At 70.8% G+C, this 20,010-nt stretch carries 16 protein-coding genes; 6 read left to right on the plus strand and 10 right to left on the minus strand.

All coding sequences use genetic code 11. The features are described from left to right. Positions 1–129: 129 nt before the first annotated feature. Complete coding sequence (locus N4G66_RS26945) at positions 130–1,089, plus strand: ABC transporter substrate-binding protein (protein ID WP_261706795.1); 960 nt, start codon at positions 130–132, stop codon at positions 1,087–1,089. A gap of 99 nt (positions 1,090–1,188) precedes the next feature. Continuing rightward, a complete protein-coding gene (locus N4G66_RS26950) occupies positions 1,189–2,778 on the plus strand; it encodes an aromatic amino acid ammonia-lyase (protein ID WP_261706796.1) in 1,590 nt (529 codons plus the stop codon). Between the two features lie 132 nt (positions 2,779–2,910). Here N4G66_RS26950 and N4G66_RS26955 read toward each other — a convergent pair whose 3' ends face one another. Beyond that, positions 2,911–4,404: an MFS transporter gene (locus tag N4G66_RS26955; protein ID WP_261706797.1), complete on the minus strand. Its 1,494-nt coding sequence runs from the start codon at positions 4,402–4,404 to the stop codon at positions 2,911–2,913. A gap of 386 nt (positions 4,405–4,790) precedes the next feature. On the opposite strand from N4G66_RS26955, the gene N4G66_RS26960 reads away from it, so the two are divergent. Continuing rightward, positions 4,791–5,369, plus strand: a complete 579-nt coding sequence (locus tag N4G66_RS26960; RefSeq protein ID WP_261706798.1) for a TetR/AcrR family transcriptional regulator — start codon at positions 4,791–4,793, stop codon at positions 5,367–5,369. A 216-nt stretch (positions 5,370–5,585) separates the two neighbouring features. Continuing rightward, positions 5,586–7,289, plus strand: coding sequence for a serine/threonine-protein kinase (locus N4G66_RS26965; protein ID WP_261706799.1), 1,704 nt, complete (start codon positions 5,586–5,588; stop codon positions 7,287–7,289). A gap of 65 nt (positions 7,290–7,354) precedes the next feature. Here the strand turns inward: N4G66_RS26965 and N4G66_RS26970 are convergent, their stop codons facing one another. Further along, a complete protein-coding gene (locus N4G66_RS26970) occupies positions 7,355–7,756 on the minus strand; it encodes a hypothetical protein (RefSeq protein ID WP_261706800.1) in 402 nt (133 codons plus the stop codon). Positions 7,757–7,898: 142 nt separating this feature from the next. Here N4G66_RS26970 and N4G66_RS26975 point away from each other — a divergent pair, with 142 nt between their 5' ends. After that, on the plus strand, positions 7,899–8,339 hold the full coding sequence (locus N4G66_RS26975) for a PAS domain S-box protein (protein WP_261706801.1): 441 nt from the start codon (positions 7,899–7,901) through the stop codon (positions 8,337–8,339). 62 nt (positions 8,340–8,401) lie between these two features. Here the strand turns inward: N4G66_RS26975 and frc are convergent, their stop codons facing one another. The 7 genes from frc to N4G66_RS27010 form a co-directional block, all read right to left on the minus strand. Continuing rightward, complete coding sequence (frc, locus tag N4G66_RS26980; RefSeq protein ID WP_261706802.1) at positions 8,402–9,658, minus strand: formyl-CoA transferase; 1,257 nt, start codon at positions 9,656–9,658, stop codon at positions 8,402–8,404. A gap of 77 nt (positions 9,659–9,735) precedes the next feature. Beyond that, positions 9,736–11,487 carry an oxalyl-CoA decarboxylase gene (oxc, locus tag N4G66_RS26985; RefSeq protein WP_261706803.1) on the minus strand — a complete coding sequence of 584 codons (1,752 nt, stop codon included), beginning with the start codon at positions 11,485–11,487 and terminating at the stop codon, positions 9,736–9,738. Between the two features lie 198 nt (positions 11,488–11,685). Continuing rightward, the gene (locus N4G66_RS26990; RefSeq protein WP_261706804.1) at positions 11,686–12,618 is read right to left on the minus strand and encodes a LysR family transcriptional regulator; all 933 of its coding nucleotides are present in this window, start codon (positions 12,616–12,618) and stop codon (positions 11,686–11,688) included. Between the two features lie 134 nt (positions 12,619–12,752). Beyond that, entirely contained in the window at positions 12,753–12,935 is a 183-nt protein-coding gene (locus tag N4G66_RS26995; protein ID WP_261706805.1) for a formate dehydrogenase subunit delta, read from the minus strand. A gap of 31 nt (positions 12,936–12,966) precedes the next feature. Continuing rightward, entirely contained in the window at positions 12,967–15,861 is a 2,895-nt protein-coding gene (gene fdhF, locus N4G66_RS27000) for a formate dehydrogenase subunit alpha (protein WP_261706806.1), read from the minus strand. Continuing rightward, the gene (locus tag N4G66_RS27005) at positions 15,858–17,471 is read right to left on the minus strand and encodes a formate dehydrogenase beta subunit (protein WP_261706807.1); all 1,614 of its coding nucleotides are present in this window, start codon (positions 17,469–17,471) and stop codon (positions 15,858–15,860) included. Before N4G66_RS27005 ends, fdhF begins: the two co-directional genes overlap by 4 nt. After that, positions 17,468–17,947, minus strand: coding sequence for an NAD(P)H-dependent oxidoreductase subunit E (locus N4G66_RS27010; RefSeq protein ID WP_261706808.1), 480 nt, complete (start codon positions 17,945–17,947; stop codon positions 17,468–17,470). The genes N4G66_RS27005 and N4G66_RS27010 overlap by 4 nt, the downstream gene beginning before the upstream one ends. 420 nt (positions 17,948–18,367) lie before the next feature. Here N4G66_RS27010 and N4G66_RS27015 point away from each other — a divergent pair, with 420 nt between their 5' ends. After that, complete coding sequence (locus N4G66_RS27015) at positions 18,368–19,054, plus strand: GntR family transcriptional regulator (protein ID WP_261706809.1); 687 nt, start codon at positions 18,368–18,370, stop codon at positions 19,052–19,054. 67 nt (positions 19,055–19,121) lie between these two features. Here the strand turns inward: N4G66_RS27015 and N4G66_RS27020 are convergent, their stop codons facing one another. After that, a complete protein-coding gene (locus N4G66_RS27020; RefSeq protein WP_261706810.1) occupies positions 19,122–19,982 on the minus strand; it encodes an acyl-CoA/acyl-ACP dehydrogenase in 861 nt (286 codons plus the stop codon). Between the last annotated feature and the right edge of the window lie 28 nt (positions 19,983–20,010).

Raw genomic sequence — 20,010 nt, forward strand, 5'->3', positions numbered from 1 at the left:
TGAAGCTGTACGGTCCCCATCAGTGATCTATTCGTGTCTTGACGGTAGTTGAGGCGGCTCGATTGGATCGTCAGGACCGTCACCACCGCGCCCACCGGCCACCACCGCCCCACCGATTGCCAAGTCTGGATGAACAACGTGACCATCGCCAGAAGCACTCGAACCTCCGCAACCTACGCTGTTTCCCTGCTGGTTGTGGCCACGGCCGCACTGACGGGCTGCGGCTCCTCCAACGACTCGGCCAACAAGGACCCGTTGCAGGGTGACGCCGCCAAGGGCGGGTCGGTCGTTGTCGGTTCCAACAACTTCCCCGAGAGCATCCTGCTCGCCGACATCTACGGCGAGGCGCTCAAGTCCAAGGGCATCAAGGTCAGTTACAAGCTGAACATCGGCAGTCGCGAGACCACGTACGGCCTGATCAAGAACGGAACGATCACGGTCCTGCCTGAGTACAACGGCGCACTGCTCGCGTACCTGGACGCCAAGGCCGCTCCGACGTCCGTCGACGAGACCAGCCAGGCCATTTCGGCCAAACTCGACCCGAAGCTCTCCCTGTTGATTCCGTCGAAGGCCGAGGACAAGGACGCGATCGCCGTCAACGAGGCCACGGCCAAGAAGTACAACCTCACGGCCGAGTCGACCATCACCGACCTCGCCGGCGTCGCGAAGGACCTGGTCATCGGGGGGTCCCCCGAGTTCCAGACCCGGCAGCAGGGCCTGAAGGGCCTGAAGTCCGCATACGGTCTCGACTTCAAGAGCTTCAAGGCGCTGGACGCGGGCGGTCCGCTCACCGTGGCGGCCCTGAAGGGCAACAACATCCAGGCCGGGGATATCTTCACGACGGACCCCGGAATCAGCAAGAACAAGTTTGTCGTGCTGCAGGACCCCAAGAATCTTTTCGGATTCGAGAACGTAACTCCGCTGACATACAAGAGCGATCTGTCGGCGGCCGGAGTTTCCGTCCTCAACGACCTCTCGGCGAAACTCGACACGGAAACCCTCGTGAAGCTCAACAGCGAGGTGCAGGTCGGCAGCAAGGACCCGCTGGACGTGGCGAAGAACTGGCTGGCCTCGGCGAAACTCGGCTGACGTCGGGTGCCGGCAGCCGATTGACGGGTGCCTGCGGGCCGGGGGCCGTCCCCCGGCCCGGCCTTGCGACGCCGTACGGCCGAGGAGTGAACGTCCGTCATGCTCAAGCACAAGGCCGACGCGGCCACCGGCGGCCCGGCCGACGGCACAGCACCGTCCGGTGCGGCCGTCCGGGGGCGGGGCCTCGATCCGGCCACGGTGGCCCGGATCGCCGACGGTGCGACGCCGACCCCGCCGCATCCGGCGGATCTTGAGGCCATGGAGCACACCCGGCGCGCCGCGCACCGGCTGGCGGCCGAGGGTGCCCGGGTCTACGGGCGCAGTACCGGCGTGGGAGCGCACCGGGGCCTCGCCGTCGAGGAACACGACGGCGCGGGCCACGATCTGCGGCTGCTGCTCAGTCACGCGGGCGGCGTGGGCGAGGCTCTGCCCGCACGCCAGGTCCGCGCCATGATGGTGGTGCGCGCCAACCAACTCCTGTCCGGTGGGTCGGGGTTGGGCCCCGAGATCGCGCTGGCCGTCGTGGACGCGCTCCGAGCGGGAGTGCATCCCCGGGTCCCCGAGTACGGATCCGTCGGCACCGGTGATCTGACGGCGCTGGCCCAGCTGGGGCTCGCCCTCTTCGGCCACGGCACCTGGGTACGGGACCGGGCGGGCTCCGAGAGCCCGTTCCCCGAGAGCCTGCTTCCCGAAAGTCTGCCCATTCAACGCGGGGACGCACTGGCCCTGTTGAGCAGCAACGCCCTCACCCTCGGACAGTCCGCGCTCGCCTGTCACGACCTCGGTGTCCCGCTCCGCGCCGCGCACCTGGTGGCCGCCCTCTCCCTGTACGCGATCGGCGGCTCCCTCGAGCCGTACGCGCCCGAGGTCCACGCAGCCCATCCACACCCGGCGATCGCCCAGGTGGCGGCCCGCGTCCGGGGACTGCTAGGCCTGCCTGCCGGGAGCGGAACGTCCGTACCGGGGCTACCGAGCGGAGGGCCGGCGCGCGTACAGGACCCCTTCGGCTTCCGCTGCTTCCCGCAGGCCCACGGCCCCGCGACGGAGGCGTGGACCGGACTGGAGCGGGTGCTGTCGATCGATCTCAACTCCGCCGCCGAGAACCCTCTCATCGGCTGGGACGAGACCACGGGCACTCCCGTCGCACGGCACCACGGAGGCTTCTTCACGGCGCCGCTCACTCTCGCGCTCGACCAACTGGGCCTCGCCGTGCTCGGTACGGCCCGGCTGTCGGCGGCCCGGCTCTCCGGCCTCGGCCGCCCCGAACTGACGGGACTGCGCTCCTACTTGGCCGACGCCTCCTCAGCCGGGTCGGGAATGATGATCCTTGAATACAGCGCCGCCTCCGCCCTCGCCGAGATACAGGCGTGCGCCGCTCCGGCCGCGCTCGGGCACGTGGTGCTGTCCCAGGGCATGGAGGAGGCGGCGACCTTCGCGACCCAGGCGGCCCGCAAGTCGTTGCGGCTGGCGCAGGCGTACCGGCTGGTCCTGGCCTGCGAACTCGTTGCAGCCGTACGGGCGTTGCGCCTGAGCGAGAGACCGCCGGCTCCGGACACCCCGGCGGGCAGGGCCTACGTCCGTGCGGCCTCGGCCCTGGACCCCGACATGCGGGACCGCCCCCTCACGGACGATGTGACGGGGGCGGCGGCCCTGCTCGACGAGTTCGCGGAACTCACCGGCGACGGCTGAGAGACCTCCGGCCGGCGAAAGCCGATCCGGGCCCGGAGCAGCGCAGGACCCGGACCACCCGAGCCGGCACCGGCACAGAGCCGGTGCCGGACCCGTCCCCGCGCCGTCCCACGTGCCCCCTGGTCGGTCCCGTCAGCTCCGCGCACCCGGCGCGGCGGCCTCGGCGTCGGCCGCCGTGGCGGCACCGGAAGCGGTATCGGCAGCGGCAGCGCTGCTCATGGTCCGCCCCGAGGCCCGGGGCGCGCCGGACAGTCGTGCCGCGCGCCGGACGGGGACGAGGAGTGCGGCCAGTGCGGCGGCGAGGCAGAGCAGGGCGAGCAGGGTGAACCCGTGGGTGTACCCGGACTCGTACGGCAGGCCCGAGGACTGGAGCCGGCCGGTCACCAGGACGCTGGTCACCGCGGCGCCGATGGAGCCCCCGATCGTACGGATGTTGGCGTTCATCCCGGTCGCGGCGCCGGTCTGTTCGGCCGGGACGCTGCCGACGATGAGGTTGGCCATCGCGGCGAACGCGAGTCCGATGCCGAGGCCGAAGACACCCGCCGCGAACGCGACCTGCCACGGCCGGTCGTGCCAGAGAGCGAGGAACCCACAGGCGACCGCGCCGAGCGCCGCACCGGCGACCAGCAGCTTCTTGGCACCGAGGACGGGCTCAAGACGGCCGCTCAGTACGCCCGAGCAGAACATCGCGATCAGCATCGGCAGCATGAGCATCCCGGCCGCGGTCACGCTCGCGCCGAAGCCGTAGCCGGCCGAGGTCGGGGTCTGGACGAACCCGGGGAGGAAGGACCAGATCGCGTACATGCCCGCGCCGAACAGCAGCGCGGCGGTGTTGGTGGTCCACACGGCGGGCAGCCGCATGATGCGCGGGTCGATGAGCGGGCTGCGGGAGCGGGCCTCGGAGCGCAGCCAGAGCGCGAAGAGCAGGACGGCCGCGGCGAACAGACCGATCACCTTGCCCGATGCCCAGCCCCAGTGGCTCGCCTGGCTGAGGGGAAGAAGCAGGGCGACCAGCCAGCCCGACAGCAGCCCGGCCCCCAGCCAATTGACGTGCCCCTGGGCGCGGTTGGGCGACTCGGGAACGTAGCGCAGAGCGATCAACGCGGTGACCGCGACGACGGCGACGGGAATCCAGAACAGCCAGCGGTAGTCGAGCGCGGTCACGATCGGACCGGCCGCCACCATGCCGACTCCCCCGCCGGCGGCGATCACCGCGGACAGGTTGCTGATGCTGCCGCTCACCCGGGACGCGGCGAACTCGTCCCGGATGATGCCGAAGGACAGCGGGAACAGCGCTCCGCCGACGCCCTGCACGACCCGGGCGACGATCAGTACGCCGATGGTGGGCGCGAGCGCGGCGAGCAGACAGCCGGCCAGGACGGTCAGGAGAACGGCGACGAGGGTGCGCTTCTTGCCGATCAGGTCGCCGACCCGGCCGAGGATGGGCGTGAAGATCGAGGCGGACAGCAGGTAGGCGGTCATCACCCAGGTCGCGGTGGACTGGGAGGTGTGCATCGCGTGCTGGACGGTCGGCAGGGCCGGCGCGATCAGCGACTGCAGCATGGCGAACACACCGGCACCGGTCGCGAGGACCGCGAAGGTGAGGCGGGTGGACGTGCGGGGCATGAAAAGCCTCTCCGGACAGGATGCGGCCGAGGTCGTCGGGCCACGGTCGTACGGGATGGGCAGGATCAACGGGATCAGCGGGGTGCGTGGATTGCGCGGCAGCGCCGGGCACGCCGACGGCCGCGAGGACGGTCGCGGAGTGGACGCTCACCGAGCGGTCTGCCGCTGAGCCGACAGCCGCCGAGTGGACGGTCAGGTGGCGGGGCCGCGCGGATCGGTCGCCGCACGGCCCGCCGAAGGCCGAGGACGGGGGTACGAACGCGTCGGCCGTGCGTGCGGCCGCACGCGTCCACGCCGGACACACCCCGACTGGTAAAGTGGAGGTACCCCTCCACTCTAGCGGAGGCACACCTCCGCTTCAACCTCGATCCAGCCAGGAGGCAGCAGTGACGGCACAGCCGTTCCCCGTCAGCGAGATCGTCGCGTCCCGGCGCCCGCACCGGAAGGACGCGGCCCGCAACTACGACGCGCTGCTGGCGGCCGCCCGCGAGGCGTTCGCGGAGAGCGGCGCGGAGGCCTCCCTGGAGGACGTGGCCCGCCGTGCGGGCGTAGGCATCGGCACGCTGTACCGGAACTTCCCGACCCGGCGCCATCTCTTCGAGAGTGTCTACGCGGGCGAGGTCGACGATCTGTGCAAGGTCGCCGAGGAGGTCGCCGACCGGGAACCGTGGACGGCCCTGACGTCATGGCTGCGCCGCTTCGTGGACTACACGGTCACCAAGCGGGCCATCCGCGAGGCCCTCAACGACGAGTCGGAGATCTTCCTCGCCTGCCGGGAGTCCATGTACGCGGCCGGCGGCCCGCTCTTCGAGCGCGCGCAGAAGGCGGGCGAGGCACGGGCCGACATCACCTTCGACGACCTGCTGCGCATGGTCGCCGGCATCACGGCGACGAACTTCCTCGACGACGCCCAGCGCGACCGCGTCCTCTCGGTGGCACTGGACGGGGTCCGCGCGTCCCGCTGACCAGGGTCCGGCCTGGACGGCTGCCGTGGGGTCCGGCCTGGACGCTGCCGGAAGGTCCGGCCTGGACGCTGCCGGGGGTCGGCTGCGCCCTTCCTTCCTCCCCGGCGACCGCGCGACCGAAGGGGCCCACCGGCTCGCACGACTGGGCTACAGTCGGCGCGGTCCCCGGTCTGACGTTCTGCCGTGGGGGGTTGCGCGCTGGGGGATGACAGCACCATGCGGTACGAACACGTGGAACTCTCCGGATACGAGATCCGGGGGGTCCTGGGCCGAGGCGGCTTCGCCACGGTCTACCGGGCACACCAGTCTGCGGTGGGCCGGGAAGTCGCACTGAAGGTGGACAGCAGGGCGCTGTCCACGGACCGTGACCGGCAGCGCTTCCTGCGCGAGGTCACCGCGGCGGGCCGGCTGTCCGGGCATCCACACGTGGTCCCGGTCCACGACGCGGGAGTCCTCGGTGACGACCGCCCGTACATGGTCATGGAGCTGTGTCCGGGCGGCTCGCTCGGCGATCGCCTGCACCGCCACGGGCCGCTCACCGTCAAGGAGACCCGCGACATCGGGCTGGGCATCGCCGACGCGCTGGCCGCGGCGCACGCCGCCGGGGTACTGCACCGCGACATCAAACCGGGCAACATCATGGTCAACCGGTACGGCGCCGCCGCGCTCACCGACTTCGGGCTGGCCGCCATGCCCCGGCCCGGCCGGGAACTGTCGGTGACCCGGGAGGCGTTGACCCCGGCGTACGCGCCGCCCGAGGCCTTCCACCTGGCCGAACCCACGACGACCGGCGACGTCTACTCACTCGCCGCGACGCTCTACGCCCTGCTGCGGGGCCGCCCTCCGCACCACCCCGACGACGGCACTCAGCTCAGTCTCGCGGAACTCATCGTCCGGCACACCTGGCCCTACGCCGATCTGCCGGGGGTGCCGAGCACCTTCAACGAGGTGCTCAGACACGCCCTGACGACGGATCCGGCCTCCCGGATGCCGGACGCGGGGACGTTGCGGGACGCCCTGGCCGCCGTCGACGTCGACAGCCGCGACCGGGGCGGGTCCGGGCCGACGCCCCGCATCGCCACCACCGTTCCCGCGCACCGGGACACACCGCCCACGCCGTACACACCGCCCGGCACCGTTCCCCCGCCGCCTTCGGGCCCGGTGCCCCCGGACGGTCACCCCGGTCACCCCGGTCGCGCGGGCGGAAGCGACGGGCCGCGCCCGGAGGGCGGCCGGACAGCCGACGAGCACGGCGGGCCCACCTCCGCCGGCGGCGGGGCGAGCACAGTCGCGGAGCCCGGGGACCGCAGGTCTTCGCGGTGGCGGCCCGGACTGATCGGCGTGCTGGCGGCCGTGGTCACGGTGAGCGTGTCCGTCACCGTGGTGATCCATGAGTACGGGTCGCCGGGCAGTCCCGGCTCCTCGTCCGCCGGGTCCCCGTCCCCGAGCGCCACGGGCAAGGGCGCGCCGGGCGGCGACGCGGCCTTCGGCGGCGTGCGGACCACCTCTCGCGGCTGTGCCGCCGCGGACGTCGAGGGGGTGGGCGGACGCTGTGTCACGACGGCCGAGTGCTGGAGCGGCATCACCGACGTCTCGGGGTCGATCACCGTCAGCCGCGCCGACTGTCACATCGAGCACGTGTGGGAGACCTTCGCGATCGCCCCGCTGCCCAAGGACGGGATGACGTCCAACGCCAGGGATCTCGCCAGGCATCCCGACGTACGAACCCTGTGCTCGCAGCAGGTCATGCGGAACTCGCTGACGTCCACCGGCCGCGCGGACGGCGTCCGCTGGGACGTGGACGTCCTGCCACCGACCGCCGCGCAATGGGCCGAGGGGCTACGGGCGTTCCGCTGCGTCGCCGCGGCTCTCACGGACGACGGGCAGACCACGAACAGCCACTTCGGAGCGGCCGGGTGACGTGATGCCGCGCCGGATTCCTTCTCCGGCGCCGCCGGTCCGTCGCGTCGTCGCCCAGGTCGACATCAGGTGACCGACCGGGCCGACCCGGTGCGGCACAGCCACCGCCAGCGTCGCCACTCCGTGACGCACGTGGCGGCGGCCAGCACGGTGACCGGGGCCGCCGCCCAGCCCGGCCAGGCCAGCCACGAGCACAGCACCGCCGCGACAAGGTGCAGCAGCACCAGCAGTACGGTCACCCAACCCGGCACCGGAACAAGGACGTTGCTCTTGTCCCCCGGTGTGGCGAACACGGTCGGCAGACCGATCAGCACCACAAGCGAGAGCACGGCGAGCGCCCACGAGTGGCCGGACAGGGCCCAGGGGGTGACCACCCAGGCCACGATCTCCGTCGCGAAGCGCAGAACGGACGCCGTGCGGTCGTCGGGTCGCCCCGAGGCGGTCTCTCCAGCAGCGGTTTCGGTCACCGCGAGACGATCCCACGCGCGGCACCCGATCGCCAGAGGCCCGTGGCATCACTCCACATCGCCAACAGCCCCCGCAGGCAAGGGATCTCCAGTCCGGGATTCTGTATACTGTCGGCACCACTGGCTCCGGCTCGGAGGCGACATGGACAAGCTCGATCCCGAAGTGATCCTGGGCATGGCCGCCCAGGCACCCGACGGAGTAGTGATCGTCGACAGTGACAACCTGATCCGCTACTGGAACCGGGGCGCCGAGCGCATCTTCGGGTTCTCGGCGGCCGAGGCGGACGGCCGCAGCCTGGACGTCATCATCCCGGAGAAGCACCGCCGTCGGCATGGGGACGGCTTCCGCACGGCCATGGAGAAGGGCGCCACCAAGTACGGCGAGGCGGACCTTCTCACGGTTCCGGCACTGGCGGCGGACGGCAGGACGCTGTCCATCGAGTTCAGCGTGGTGCTGCTGGCCGGGGACGACGGCGCCTCGTACGTGGGGGCCGTCGTCCGGGACGTCACCGCACGGCGCGCCCGGGAGCGGGAGATGATGCGGCGCCGGTCCGAGGCCGGCACCGACCGCGCGACCGTCTGATCGCGTATCCGCCGGCTGCCCCGCGAACGGCATCCGTTCGCGGGGCACGCCGATTCACGGCGTCAGGCGACGACCTTGCCCTCGTGCAGCTCGCGGATGGCGTCCGCGTCGTAGCCGAGGTCCGCGAGCACGTCGTCGGTGTGCTCGCCGAGCAGCGGCGCACCGGTGATCTCGGGCTTGAAGCCGGAGAACTTGATCGGGCTGCCCACCGTCAGATAGGTGCCGCGCTCCTTCTGCTCGACCTCGACGATCGTGCCGCTCCTGCGCATGTCGGGGTCCTCGGCGAGCTCCTTCATGCTGAGCACGGGCGCGCACGGCACCTCGAAGGTGCGCAGGATGTCCACCGCCTCGTACTTGGTCTTGTCCGCCAGCCACTTCTCGATCTCGCCGAAGATGTCCATGATGTGCGGCTGACGCGCCAGGGCGGTGTCGTACTCCGGGTCCTTCGCCCACTCCGGCCGGCCGATGGCCTCACAGGTACGGACCCAGTTCTGTTCCTGGACCGTGAAGTAGATGTAGGCGTTGGGATCGGTCTCCCAGCCCTTGCACTTCAGGACCCAGCCGGGCTGTCCGCCGCCGCCCGCGTTGCCCCCGCGCGGCACCGCGTCGCCGAACTCGCCGTTCGGGTACTGCGGGTACTCCTCCAGGTACCCGACGCGCTCCAGGCGCTGCTGGTCGCGCAGCTTGACCCGGGTCAGGTTGAGCACGGCGTCCTGCATGGACACCGAGACCTTCTGGCCGAGGCCGGTCGCGTTGCGCTGGATGATCGCCGTCAGCAGGCCGATCATCAGGTGCATACCGCTGTTGCTGTCGCCGAGCGCCGAGCCGCTGATGGTGGGCGGGCCGTCCCAGAACCCGGTGGTGGACGCCGCGCCACCGGCGGCCTGGGCGACGTTCTCGTAGACCTTGAGGTCGTTCCACTTGGAGTCGTCGTTGAAGCCCTTGACGGAGCCGAAGATCAGCCGCGGGTTGAGCGCGTGGATGTGCTCCCAGCCGAGGCCCATCCGGTCCATGGCACCCGGCGCGAAGTTCTCGACCAGGAGGTCGGCCTCACGGATCAGCTTCTCCATGACCTCCTTGCCCTCGGGGGACTTGGTATTGATCGCCAGGGACCGCTTGTTGCTGTTCAGCATGGTGAAGTAGAGGGCGTCGAGGTCGGGGATGTCACGGAGTTGACGGCGCGTCACATCGCCTCCGGCGACACGCTCGACCTTGATGACGTCGGCGCCGAACCAGGCGAGCATCTGCGTGCACGCGGGACCGGCCTGGACGCCGGTGAAGTCGATCACCTTGATTCCGGCGAGCGGCTTTTCACTCATGGTGGATTCCTTCTCGTGAATGATCTCGGTGCGGAAGTCGGCTGTACAGGCGGCGAGTTCGGTCGGCGAGTTCGGTCTCACTTCCTGGCCGGCGTGATGTTGCCGACGGTGATGCCCTTCGGGTTCAGGTGCGCGATGTGGCCGCTCTCGGTCCCGGCGGAGGGGTCGATCACGCAGTCGATCAGCGCCGGGCCGCCGGAGGCCAGTGCCTCCGTGAGGGCGGCGGCGACCTCGGCGGGTGTGGTGGCGCGGTAGCCCCTGCCGCCGAACGCCTCGATCATCCGGTCGTGCCGGGCCGCGAGCATGAGAGTGGTCGGCGAGGGGGCGTCGTCGAGGGGATTGACGTCGTCACCGCGGTAGACGCCGCCGTTGTTCATGACGACCGTGACGACGGGCAGCTTGTAGCGGCAGATCGTCTCCAGTTCCATGCCGCTGAACCCGAAGGCGCTGTCGCCCTCGACGGCCACGACCGGGGCGCCGCTCTCGACGGCGGCGGCGATCGCGTAGCCCATGCCGATGCCCATGACACCCCAGGTACCGCTGTCGAGGCGGTGCCGCGGCACATGCATGTCGATGACGTTGCGCGCGATGTCCAGCGCGTTGGCGCCCTCGTTGACGATGTACGTCTCCGGGTGCTGGTGCACGACATCACGTACGGCCTTCAGAGCGCCCATGAACTGCATGGGGTGTGGGTCCGCCTTCAGTCGCTCCGCCATCTTCGCCACGTTCTGCGCCGAACGCGCGGCCAGTTCCTCGCGCCAGGCGGCGGGCGCGGCGATCCGTCCGGGCTTGGCCCGTTCGGCGATCGCGTCGAGCACCGACTCGACGTCTCCGACGAGCGGGGCCGCGATGGGCTGGTTGCTGTCCATCTCCCTGGCCTCGATGTCCACCTGGATGAACCGGGCGTCGGGGTTCCACTGCGGTGCCTCGCCGTGGTTCAGCAGCCAGTTGAGGCGGGCGCCGACGAGCATCACGACATCGGCCTTCTTCAGGGCCAGCGAACGCGCGGTGGCGGCCGACTGCGGGTGGTCGTCGGGCAGCAGGCCCTTGGCCATCGACATCGGGATGTAGGGAATGCCGGTCGACTCGACGAACTCGCGGACGCGGTCGTCGGCCTGCGCGTACGCGGCACCCTTGCCGAGCACCACCAACGGCCTTTCGGCGCCCGCGAGAAGCTCGATGGCGCGGTCCACCGCCTCGGGGCCCGGCAGCTGGCGCGGCGCGGGGTCCACCAGACGGCTCAGCGTCTTCGCGCCCGCCTCCGCGTCCATGATGGAGCCGAGCACCGCGGCGGGGATGTCGAGATACACACCGCCGGGGCGCCCGGAGACCGCGGTGCGCAGCGCACGGGCGATACCCCGGCCGATGTCCTCCACCCGGCCCACCCGGTAGGCGGCCTTGCAGAACGGCTGCGCCGCGGCGAGCTGGTCCATCTCCTCGTAGTCGCCCTGCCTGAGGTCGACCAGGTGCCGCTCGCTGGAGCCGGAGATCTGGACCATGGGAAAGCAGTTGGTGGTGGCGTTGGCCAGGGCGACCAGACCGTTGAGGAAGCCCGGCGCGGACACGGTCAGGCAGATGCCGGGCTTCTTGGTGAGGTAGCCGGCGGCCGCGGCGGCGTGGCCCGCGTTGCTCTCGTGCCGGAAGCCGATGTAGCGGATGCCCCGCGCCTGCGCGAGACGGGCCAGGTCGGTGATCGGGATACCGACGACCCCGTAGACGGTGTCGACGTCGTTCATCCTCAGCGCGTCGACGACCAGGTGGTACCCGTCGGTGAGCTCGGTCTGCATGTCGGCGTTCGCCGCGGTCTCCGGTGTCGAGGGGGCGGTCATGGTCCGAGGTCCTCCTTGGGCGGGTCCTGCCTCTGCGGCTGCTCCTCCCACCTTCCGCAGCCCGCTCGTCCGCGTCCAAGACCCATCGGCGACCAGCCGATAAGCGACGTCTATCAATGGCAGGTGGAGGCCGCGAACTCACGTACAGGAAAAGGCTGTCGGCTGTTCGCACGGTCCCACGTACCGGGCGCGGCCCTGTCAGCGCACGCGACGCTCGTGCGGCAGGGGCTGGCCGAAGAAGTCGTCCAGCGCCAGGCCCGTCGCCGCGTTCACGAAGGCCCGTGCGGCGACCGAACCTGGGGTCGCCGCGTGGATCGCCACCGAGACCTGGGCGCCCGCTTCCGGGTCGACCAGCGGAAGCGCGCGCGTCCTGCCGATCACCGGCATCGCGCGCAGCCAGGTGTGCGGAACGATACTGGCCCAGTCGCCGCCGCCGACATGCGCGTAGAGCGAGGCGATCGAGTCGGTCTCCACCTGCGGTGTCACGACGAAGCCCTTGTCCGCGAAGACGCCGTCGACGATCTGGCGGATGCGCATGTCGGGGGTCAGCAGCGCGAGCGGCAGTTGCGCCGCGTCCGCCCATGTCATGGTGGAGGTCTGGGACATGAGCTGGTCGTCGGAGACCAGCAGCATGTACCTCTCCTGGTACAGCGGGACCACCTGAAGGCCCTCCTGGTCGCCCGGATCGAAGTGGGCGATGGCCACGTCCAGCTCGAAGTCGCGCAGCTGGCGGTGGAGTTCCTTCGTCGACAGGCGGGAGCGGACCTGCACCTTGGCCAGCGGGTGCGCCGCGCAGAACGCGGCCACGGGCATCGCCAGAGTCGTCGAGGCCGTGGGGTCCGTCCCGAGGCGGAGCGTCCCGGTGATGCCCGACTGCACGGCGGCCACCCCGGCCTTGAACGCGTCCTGCTCGGCGAGGATCCGCTTGGCCCATACGACGAGCCGTTCACCTTCGGGAGTGAGGCCCTGGTAGTTGTGCCCGCGGTTGATGAGCGTGACGTTCAACTCCCGCTCCAGTTTGGCGATCGCCGCCGAGAGCGCGGGCTGCGAGACGTAACAGGATTCCGCGGCCCGCGCGAAGTGCCGCTCCCTGGCCACCGCCACGAAGTACTCCAGTTGCCGGAACAGCATGAACGACTCCCCTCTCGCCCGCGCCGCCAACCGGCACCGGCACCGGCACAGCGGACGGACCGGCCGGCTGTGCCGTGATCATCCCGAACGTACCCGGCCGGCCTCGTCCCGCCTCCTGCCGCGCGCGGCCGCGCTCAGCGCAGGAGCCGCACCGCCGCGATCACCAGCGGATGCAGCCCTTCGGCTCCCGCGTCGACGTACGCGAGGAGCCGGGAACGCATACGGGGGTCCCAGAAACGGCCTATGTGACCCGCGATCGCCTCGGCGGCCGACTCCCCCGGCAGATGGCCGAGGTTCAGCGCGATGTCGTTCGCCATCCGGCGTTCCGGTGGCACGCTCCCCGTCATCTCAGTCCACCGCTGTGAGGACGTCGTCCCCGGCCCGCACCGGATCCTGGTCGCCGACATGCTCCGGCATCTCGCTCCGGGCCGGCTCCGGCGTCTCGCCCCGGGCCCGACCCGGCGTCCGGTCGCCGTGCCCGAGCGGATGGGCGAGCCCGACCTGTACGGCGGTCACCTTGTACTCGGGGCAGTTGGTCGCCCAGTCCGAGTTCTCGGTGGTCACCACGTTGGCGCCGGTCACGGGGTGGTGGAACGTGGTGTAGACGACGCCGGCCGGCATCCGGTCGGATATCTCCGCCCGCAGGGTCGTCCGCCCGACCCTGCTGGCCAGCGTCACCATCGCACCGTCGGTGATGCCGCGTACCTCGGCGTCGTGCGGATGCAGCTCCAGGACGTCCTCGGGGTGCCAGGCGACATTGCCGGTGCGCCGGGTCTGCGCGCCGACGTTGTACTGGCTGAGGATGCGTCCGGTGGTGAGCACCAGCGGGAAGCGCCGGGTGCTGCGCTCGTTGGTCGGCACATACGCGGTGACCACGAACTTGCCTTTTCCGCGCACGAATTCGTCCACGTGCATCACCGGTGTCCCCTCGGGCGCCGAGGCGTTGCACGGCCACTGCACACTGCCGAGCTTGTCGAGAAGGTCGAAGGAGACGCCGGTGAACGTCGGGGTGACCGAGGCGATCTCGTCCATGATCCGGCTCGGACGGTCGTACGCCATCGGGTAGCCCATGGCGGTGGCGATCTCGCACACGATCTGCCACTCGTGCTTGCCCGTCCTCGGTTTCATCACCGCGCGGACCCGGTTGATCCGGCGCTCTGCGTTGGTGAACGTGCCGTCCTTCTCCAGGAAGGAAGCGCCGGGCAGGAAGACATGCGCGAACTTGGCGGTCTCGTTGAGGAACAGGTCCTGCACGACGACGAGTTCCATCGCTTCGAGCGCGGCGGTGACGTGCTGGAGGTTGGGGTCGGACTGGGCGATGTCCTCGCCGTGCACGAACAGCCCGCGGAAGGTGCCGTCGATCGCGGCGTCGAACATGTTGGGGATGCGCAGCCCCGGTTCGGCGAGGAGTGTGCCGCCCCACAGGTTCTCGAACACCTCGCGCACGGCGTCGTCGGAGACATGGCGGTAGCCGGGCAGTTCGTGCGGGAAGGAACCCATGTCACAGGAGCCCTGTACGTTGTTCTGCCCGCGCAGCGGGTTGACCCCGACGCCGTCGCGGCCGATGTTGCCGCACGCCATCGCGAGGTTGGCCATTCCCATGACCATCGTCGAGCCCTGGCTGTGCTCGGTGACGCCGAGGCCGTAGTAGACGGCTCCGTTCCTGGCCTTCGCGTACAGCCGGGCGGCGGCCCGCAGTTGAGCGGCGGGGACGCCGCTGATCTCCTCGGTGGCCTCCGGGCTGTTCTCGGGCAGGGCGACGAACTGGGCCCACTCGTCGAACCCTTCGCACCTGCGGTCCACGAAGGACCGGTCGACCAGGCCCTCGGTGACGACCACGTGCGCCATGGCGTTGACGACGGCGACATTGGTGCTGGGCCGGAGCTGGAGATGGTGCGCGGCCTCGATGTGCGGGGAGCGCACCAGGTCGATGCGGCGCGGGTCGACGACGATCAGCTCCGCGCCCTCGCGCAGGCGCCGCTTCATCCGGGAGGCGAACACCGGGTGCCCGTCGGTGGGGTTGGCCCCGATCACCATGATGACGTCGGCCTCCGCCACGGAGCGGAAGTCCTGGGTACCGGCCGACTCGCCGAAGGTCTGCTTGAGTCCGTATCCCGTCGGGGAGTGGCAGACGCGGGCGCAGGTGTCCACGTTGTTGTTGCCGAACGCGGCGCGCACCATCTTCTGGACGACGTAGACCTCTTCGTTGGTGCACCGCGACGAGGAGATCGCGCCGATCGAACTCGGCCCGTACCGGCTCTGGATGTCCCGCATCCGCCGGGCGACGGTGCCGATCGCCTCGTCCCACTCGACCTCGCGCCAGGGATCGGTGATCCTGTCGCGGACCATGGGATTGAACACCCGGTCGGGGTGGGTGGCGTAGCCGAACGCGAAGCGGCCCTTCACACAGGAGTGGCCCTCGTTCGCGCCGCCGTCCTTGTACGGCACCATCCGGACCAGTTCGTCGCCGCGCAGCTCGGCCTTGAAGGAGCAGCCGACACCGCAGTAGGCGCAGGTGGTGACCACCGACCGGGTCGGCATGCCGAGTTCGACGACCGACTTCTCCTGGAGGGTGGAGGTCGGGCAGGCCTGGACGCAGGCCCCGCAGGAGACGCACTCGGAGTCCATGAACGTCTCGGCGGCGCCGGGCGAGACCTTGGAGTCGAAGCCGCGCCCCTCGATGGTCAGCGCGAACGTGCCCTGCACCTCGCCGCAGGCCCGCACGCAGCGGGAGCAGGCGATGCACTTGGAGGGATCGAAGTCGAAGTAGGGGTTGGACGTGTCCTTCTCGGCGTCGAGATGGTTCTCGCCCTCGTAGCCGTACCGCACCTGCCGCAGGCCCACCACGCCCGCCATGTCCTGCAGTTCGCAGTCGCCGTTGGCCGGGCAGGTCAGGCAGTCGAGCGGGTGGTCGGAGATGTACAGCTCCATGACCCCCTGGCGGAGCTTCTCCACCTTCGGGGTCTGGGTACGCACCTTCATCCCGTCCGCCACGGGAGTGGTGCAGGACGCCGGAGTGCCTCGCCTGCCGTCGATCTCCACCACGCACAGCCGGCAGGAACCGAACGGCTCCAGGCTGTCGGTGGCGCACAGTCTGGGTATGTCGAGGCCGGCGAGCGCGGCGGCGCGCATCACCGACGTGCCCTCGGGGACGGCCACTTCCAGCCCGTCCACCTCCACCGACACCGTGGCCTCGCCGGGCCGTTCCGGGGTACCGAAGTCAGGTTCCTTGAGCAGTGTCATGCCGTGCCCTCCGTCCTCGTGCCACTCGGCTGCCGGGAGTTGGCCCCCTGGTCCGGTTCGCGGGCGAGGAAGTCGTCATGGAAGTGGGTGAGGGCGCTGCGTACGGGCATCGGCGTCAGCCCGCCCATCGCACACAGCGAACCGTCGGTCATCAGGTCGCACAGGTCCTCAAGCAGTGCCAGGTTCTCGTCCCGGTGCCGGCCGGCCACGATCTTGTCGATGACCTCGACACCGCGTACCGAACCGACCCTGCACGGCGTGCACTTGCCGCAGGACTCCGCGGCGCAGAACTCCATCGCGAAGCGTGCCTGGGCGGCCATGTCGACGGTGTCGTCGAAGACCACGACGCCGCCGTGGCCGACCATCGCCCCGGCCGCCGCGAAGGCCTCGTAGTCCATCGGCAGATCGAACATGGACGTCGGCAGATAGGCGCCGAGCGGCCCGCCGACCTGCACCGTGCGCACCGGGCGCCCGGTGAACGTGCCGCCGCCGTAGTCCTCGACCAGTTCGCGCAGCGTGACGCCGAACGCTGTCTCGACGATGCCGCCGTGCGCGATGTTGCCGCCGAGCTGGAAGACCTGGGTGCCGCGCGAGCGTTCGACGCCGAGTTCCGCGTACGCCCGCGCGCCGGAGGCGAGCACGACGGGGACCGTCGCGAGGGTGAGGACGTTGTTCACCACGGTCGGTCTGCCGAACAGGCCCTCGATCGCGGGGATCGGGGGCTTGGCGCGTACCGTGCCGCGCTTGCCCTCCAGACTCTCCAGCATGGAGGTCTCCTCGCCGCAGATGTACGCGCCGCCGCCGACGCGGACGTGCAGCTCGAAGTCGAGCGTGGAGCCGAGAATGCCCTTGCCGAGCCAGCCGTGTTCACGTGCGATGCCGATCGCGGCCCGCATGGTGGCCACCGCGTCCGGGTACTCCGAGCGGATGTACAGGTAGCCCTCGCTCGCGCCGACCGCGTGTGCGGCGATCGTCATGCCCTCGATGAGCATGAACGGGTCGCCCTCCATGACCATCCGGTCGGCGAAGGTGCCGCTGTCGCCCTCGTCGGCGTTGCAGCAGACGAACTTCAGCTCGTCCGCGCACTCGAGCACGGTCTTCCATTTGATGCCGGCCGGGAACCCCGCGCCGCCCCTGCCGCGCAGTCCGGACGAGGTGACCTCGGCGACCACGTCGGCGGGCGGGCGCTCCAGCGCTGCGCGCAGCCCCGCGAGGCCGCCGTGTGCCAGGTAGTCGTCCGTGGACAGCGGGTCGGTGACGCCGACCCGGGCGAAGGTGACCCGGTTCTGGCGGGCCAGCCAAGGGAGTTCGTCGACGACGCCGAGCCGCAGTGGATGGTCGGCGCCGTCGAGCATGCCCGCGGCGAGCAGGCCCTCGACGTCGGACGGGGCGACGGGGCCGTATCCGACGCGGCCGTGCGGGGTCACCACCTCGACGAGGGGTTCCAGCCAGAGCATGCCGCGTGATCCGTTGCGTACGACGTCGAGGGCGAAGTCCCCGCGGGCGGCCGCCTGTCGCAGGGCGTCCGCGACGTCGTCCGCACCGACGGACCGGGCGGCCGAGTCCCGGGGGACGTAGACCGTGGCCATGGGTTTCGCGGTGCTGTTCATGATGAGACCGTCCCGTCGAGGAGCGAGCCCAACCGGGCCGGGTCCACACGCCCGTACAGCCGGCCGTTCACCTCGGCCGCAGGGCCGAGGGCGCAGTTGCCGAGGCAGAAGACCTGCTCGACGGTCACGGCACCGTCCGCGGTCGTCTCCCCGAGCGCCAGTCCGGCCTCGCGTGCGTAGGCCACCAGGCCGTCGGCGCCGAGCGCCTGGCAGGCCTCGGCCCGGCAGATCCGCACGGTGGTGCGTCCGGCGCTCTCGCGGCGGAAGTCGTGGTAGAAGGTCACCACTCCGTGGACATCCGCCCGGGAGAGGTTGAACTCGTCGGCGAGTACCGCAATCGCCTCTTGCGGCACATGACCCAACTCGGCCTGTACGGCGTGGAGTACGGGCAACAGCGCACCGCGCTGACCCCGATGACCGGCCGCCGCGTTCCGGACCACGCTCTCGACCGTCACGTCACTCGCGCTGGTCGTCATGATCGCTCCGCCTTCCGTCGCGCGGGTCCCCGGCGCTGCTTGCGGGAGACTGAGGCACTACCCCATACAGGCTTCTGTATACAGAACTCAATCGAGCTCGATCCTGTTCGCCAATCGGATTCGATCCCTGGCACAGGACCGCGACTTGGCCGCAAGGGGCGGCATTCGACTGCGCGGAACCACGGCGGAGCGAGCGGTCGACGGGGGCCGCTGGTGCCCGCGACCTGCCCGAAGACCGATTATTGACGGCGCCGGCCGCCCATGCCGAGCCGGGACCACCTCGGGAGCGATCACCTCGGAGCAACCCGCCATCCTGCATACCAAAACCTGTATGCTGACGCAGCCGTCGGCGACCCTCTCGGCGGCCATCTCTCGGCAGAGCCGTCGGCCCCGCAGGCCCGGTGGCAGAACGGGGCTCCTATGCGTGAGGCACTCACGGCCGCCGCGTCCCGGCGCGTCACCCGCCCGGCGCCGCTGCGGCAGGCCGTGTACGACGCCCTGACCGAGCTGATCGTCAGCGGCTCCCTCAAGCCCGGCCAGCACCTCGTCGAGGCCGAACTCGCGGAACATCTCGGGGTCAGCCGCCAGCCCGTACGCGAAGCGCTGCAACGACTCCAGACCGACGGCTGGGTCGACCTGCGCCCGGCCCAGGGCGCCTTCGTCCACTCCCCCACCGAGGAGGAGGCCGCCCAACTCCTCGGTGTCCGCGCGGTCCTTGAGACCTACTCGGCCCAACTGGCCGCGCAGCACGCCAAGCCCGAGGACGTCGAACGGCTCTGGGAGTTGCACCGGGAAGGCGTCGACGCCCTCGCCGCGAGCGATGTCGAGCGGCTGGTCGCGGCCAACACCGCCCTGCACGCCTTCATCACCTCCATCGCCGACAACGCCGTGCTGGCCGAACTGATCGCGGGCGTCAGCCAGAAGGTGCGCTGGTACTACACGCCGATCGCCCGGCCCCGCGGCAAGGAGGCCTGGAACGAGCACGCCCAGCTCATCAGGGCCATCGCCAAGGGCGACGCGGACCGCGCCGGCGAGGTCATGCGCAAGCACACCGAGCGCACCACCGGCTTCTACCGCAAGCAGCTCGCCGCCGGGAACCAGAACTGACCGAACGGGCCCCCGTGCAGGGCTCATCGCGCTGCCCACCGGGTCACGTCGTCGGCCGGGCCGGGGTTCATGTCGCCGCGAGGGAGTCGGCGGGGCGCCGGCCGGAGCCGAGTGCGAGGTCCTCGCCTCTGAGCCCAAGGACGTCGGCACCGGATCCGGAGACGTCAGCGCCGGGCCCGAGGACATCGGCGCCGGGCCCGACGTCGTCACCGATGGCGGCGCCCAGTTCCAGCAGCCAGGGCCGCACGGTGCGCAGCAGGATGTCGAACCCTCCACCGTCCCGTCCGAGCATCACGTCGGCGGGAACCAGTACCGGATCCGCGCACAGAGTGGAAGTCGCGCTGCCGCTGGGCCCTCCCCCGCCGGGCCTGGCCGGCACGAACAGATCAGGGGCCTGCGCCGGGACCACCCACAGCGTCAGGCCGTCCGGCCCGGCGAGCGGCCGGGACGACCAGAGGTAGCTGTCGGCCTCGCCCGACGCGACAACCCGACGCTTACGACCCCGCAGGGCGACCACATCGGCGAAGCGGGTCGCGACCGAGCACGACATCCCGTGCGGGACCTCCGCCCCCTGCTCACCGGGGCCGCCCTCGTTCAGGGCGAGGCCGGCGAGGTGCCGTCCGGCGGCGATCTCGCCGCGTACCCAGGATCCGCCGCGGGACTCGATGGCGGCGACAGCGGCGAAGTGGGACGTGAGCACGACTGCGGTCGCCGGGCAGACACGCGCGGTCCGCGCCACCACATCGGCGGCCTCCGCCGGCCCGAGCCCGCCACCGCCGAACTCCGGGGAGACGGTGAGGCCGAGAAGTCCGGAGCGGCCGAGCGCCGTCACGGCGGCGCGGGGGAACCTGCCTTCCCGGACGGTCACTTCGGCGGCGGGCGCGACGACTTCGGCGAGGACCGCGGAGAGAGAACTGCGGTAGGACACGGGGGACCCCCTCCTCAGGAACGACTTC

The sequence above is a fragment of the Streptomyces rhizosphaerihabitans genome (assembly GCF_025399795.1).
GTDB classification, from domain to species: domain Bacteria; phylum Actinomycetota; class Actinomycetes; order Streptomycetales; family Streptomycetaceae; genus Streptomyces; species Streptomyces rhizosphaerihabitans.